Here is a 3,150-nt window from a genome sequence, read left to right as displayed (position 1 = left end):
GCACCAGCGCCCATGGTACTGTGTCTCAAGACACGGGAGAGTCGGTCGCCGCCAGACCTGCACAGAACAAGACAGCTCACCAATGAGCCGTTCCCTCTCAAACGATCGCCGCACCAGAAAGGCCGCCCTCCGGGGCGGCCTTTCTGCGTTTCCGGCTCCTCGGTCGGTCGCGGCGTCCGTTGGACCATGCCCCTGCGGACATGGGCTTAGGGATCCTGCCGACGTCCGCAGGGTTCGGATCGGATCTGCGGACAGGCGGTCTTTCGGACAGGATCCCTGCGGACCGCTCCCTTAGCGCAGGCGGCGTCCGTCCTTCGGGATGGCGGAGAGGTCGAAGGCGTAGCCCTTGGCCGCCAGGGCCTCGAGGACCAGGTACTTCACGGTCACCCGGCGATCGAGGGCCTCCTGCCGCAGGGCCGTCCAGACGGGATCCGGTACCTCGACCTTCAGGACCGTCGCCTTGGTCCGCCGCCTCGCGGAAGCCCGGGCCTTCGGCGTCCGGACCGAACCGGTCTCAATGGTCTCGGCAGGCCGGGGCGTCTCGGGGACTCCCGGGGCGGCCGGCGGCTCCTGGGGGGCGCTCGAGGCCCGGGTGAAGCCGAGGTCGCTCGTCGCGGCCGCCAGCAGCCGGGCCTCCTCCGGACTCGTGTGCGGCCGTGGGCGGGGCGAGGGCAGGAACGGAGGCTTGCTCATCGTCCGGCTCCCGGCTGCTCGGCCAAGTCCTGCTGCGCGGCCTGCTGTTCGGCCAGGATGGCAAGGAGCTCGTTCAGGACGCCGCCCACCTCGGCGGCGGCCTTCGGGTCTCCGCCCGGCCCGGCCGGCGTCGACCCCGTGAAATGCATGGACTGGTACGCGGCCCGCTGGATCACCTCGGTCCGCAGCAGCGGGATACCGGCGCCCTGGATCTCCTCCCGGGCATGCTGGGCGACGCGGTTCTGCAGGGGCGACATCTGGGTCAGGACCACCCGCGCGGGGATCGATCGGCGCAGCATGCGTTCGGCCCGCTGCACCACCTCGTAGGTCCGGAACACCTCCTGCAGGTCCATTCCCGAGATCTTGGTGGGGATCAGCACGAGGTCCGACTCGGCAATCGCGTAGGTGACGGCCTGCGAGGCGGCCCCCTCGAGGTCCACCAGGACGATCCCGTACTGCGTCGCCGCCTCCGCGATGCGGTCGAGGATGACGGTCTCCGTCACGCCCGAGATGACCGCGACGGTGGAGTCCGCCCCCGCGCGCGCGCGCCAGGCGCCTACATGCCCGTTCGGATCGGCATCGACGATGGCCACGCTTCCCCCCTGTCGGGCGAAGGCATCGGCCAGGCAGATCACGAGCGTCGTTTTCCCGACCCCGCCCTTCGTGGAGCAGACGCTGATGACCGCCATCGAAAAGGCTCCCCGGGCTCGTGGGCCCACATTCCCCAAGGTGCAAAACCCCGAGGGCCCCAATGCCCTAATGCCCAAATTCCCAAGAACCCGTAAACCCAATTGGGTTCTTGGGCAAAAGGCCATTTGCCCATCTGTATGAGATTTGCGCGTTGTCACAGAGCCTTACGACTTATTGCGTGTGGCGGTTCTGTTGGATAGACCGTCTATCTGGACCGTCGACGCTATTCGGTTTTCCGAGGAGAACGCCTTCCCTCGGATCGGATGGCCCGGGGGATGAACGGGCGCCCCGGTCCCGGCGGGAAACACCGATCGGGTGCTGCTGCGGGACGACACAAGTCCCTGGTTTGACAGGAGACCCTCGCGCATGCCGAATGTGCGGTCTCGGTCCCTTGCTCGACCGGGGATTCGATCAAGGAACCGCCGCCACACCGCAGTAGGACCCTGAAACGACAACGGCCCCCCCGGTCGCCAAACCGGAAGGGCCGTCAAGTCGCAGAATGTGCCAGAGAACACCGAAGGTCTCTAGCACATCACAGCTCCCTCCAGGAGTCAATCGGGAATGTTCATTCTCGAGGCGATGTCGCTCGGCCCGATGCGGTCCCAACCCAGGGACCACCATGTCGTTCGATCACCTGCTCACTCTCGTTAACCATGTTCCCCTGGCCGCTCTGGACGCCCTGAGCCGCGATCTGTGGCGCGCGGCCGGGGAGGGCGCCCTGACGGAAGTCCAGGCCCAGGCCCTCGCCGAAGCCATCCACGGCCGCCGCAAACCGCGCGCCCAGGCCTCCGCCGTTTCCCTCGGAGGCCTCGCGGTCATCCCCCCTCGGACGCCCCCTGAGGCGGCTGTGGAGGCCCCGGGCGCGTCCTCAGGCCAGAACCCGAGCCGGGATCCGCGCCTCTGGTCCTATTTCCCCCCCAAGCGCTCCCAGCGCTCGCCCGACCGGGCCCGCTCACTGGAGCGCCGGCGGACCCTGGCGGCCACCGGGCCCCTGCCGCCGAAGCTCGCCTGCCGCTTCACCACGGGAGAATTGGCGGTCCTCAAGATCGTGGCCGACGCGTTCGTCGCCGGACGCCAGTGCACGCTCTCGATCCCCGAGATCGCCGCCCGAGCCGGTGTGGGCCAGACCAAGGCGCGCCTGGCCCTGCGGGTCGCCCAGAACCTCGGCCTAGTGTCGATCACGGAACGACGGGTCCAGTACCGTCCCAATCGCACCAACGTGGTTCGGATCGTTTCCCCGAGCTGGCTGGGCTGGCTGGCGCGCTGGAATCCCCGGAGCAAGCCCCCCAAGGCGCTCGCTGCGGAGCCTGCAGCCTTTCGGGGGCCTGGATCTCCCGGCCCTCAAGCCACGGGTACCGTGGAAGGGGGGGAGGGTTCACTTTTGAGAGGCCCACGGAATCAAGGGTTTACGAGAAGAAGAGAAAACGGGCGCGCAACCTGGGGGTGAGGAGCCGCTCCGGCCGAGCGGGCAGAGCTCCGAAGCTCCTGGCCTGCCTCGGGATCAGGGCCCGCGAACCCCCAAAAAGCACGCGCAACGCCAGGGTGAGCTCGTGTCGAGGTCACGCGATCAGGGCAGGATTTCCGGCCTCGTCAGAGCGCGACCTCGACACGGGGTCGCGTCCTATGTCTGCGTCCGGAGAGAACCAAACTGCGACATGTGCGTTTTCCCCGTTTCCGGCAGTTGACGGGTCTGGGAGTGATCCGTATACCCCGGTTCATCGGCGGGCGGCCAACGGGGTTGGCGGCTTGCTTTTGCATCTCCTGACG

At 68.0% G+C, this 3,150-nt stretch carries 3 protein-coding genes; 1 reads left to right on the top strand and 2 read right to left on the bottom strand.

Annotated elements, in window-relative coordinates; translation table 11 throughout:
* Positions 1-291 precede the first annotated feature (291 nt).
* A complete protein-coding gene (locus ASG63_RS21085; RefSeq protein ID WP_056221332.1) occupies positions 292-693 on the bottom strand; it encodes a hypothetical protein in 402 nt (133 codons plus the stop codon).
* On the bottom strand, positions 690-1,382 hold the full coding sequence (locus tag ASG63_RS21080) for a ParA family protein (RefSeq protein ID WP_056221330.1): 693 nt from the start codon (positions 1,380-1,382) through the stop codon (positions 690-692). The genes ASG63_RS21085 and ASG63_RS21080 overlap by 4 nt, the downstream gene beginning before the upstream one ends.
* A gap of 620 nt (positions 1,383-2,002) precedes the next feature.
* Here ASG63_RS21080 and ASG63_RS25710 point away from each other — a divergent pair.
* Positions 2,003-2,830, top strand: a complete 828-nt coding sequence (locus ASG63_RS25710) for a helix-turn-helix domain-containing protein (RefSeq protein WP_156394302.1) — start codon at positions 2,003-2,005, stop codon at positions 2,828-2,830.
* Positions 2,831-3,150: the final 320 nt, after the last annotated feature.

This window comes from Methylobacterium sp. Leaf94, from assembly GCF_001426045.1.
Lineage (GTDB): Bacteria > Pseudomonadota > Alphaproteobacteria > Rhizobiales > Beijerinckiaceae > Methylobacterium.
Note: the sequence above shows the minus strand (reverse complement) of the source record. Positions and strands in the feature narration are given on the sequence as shown.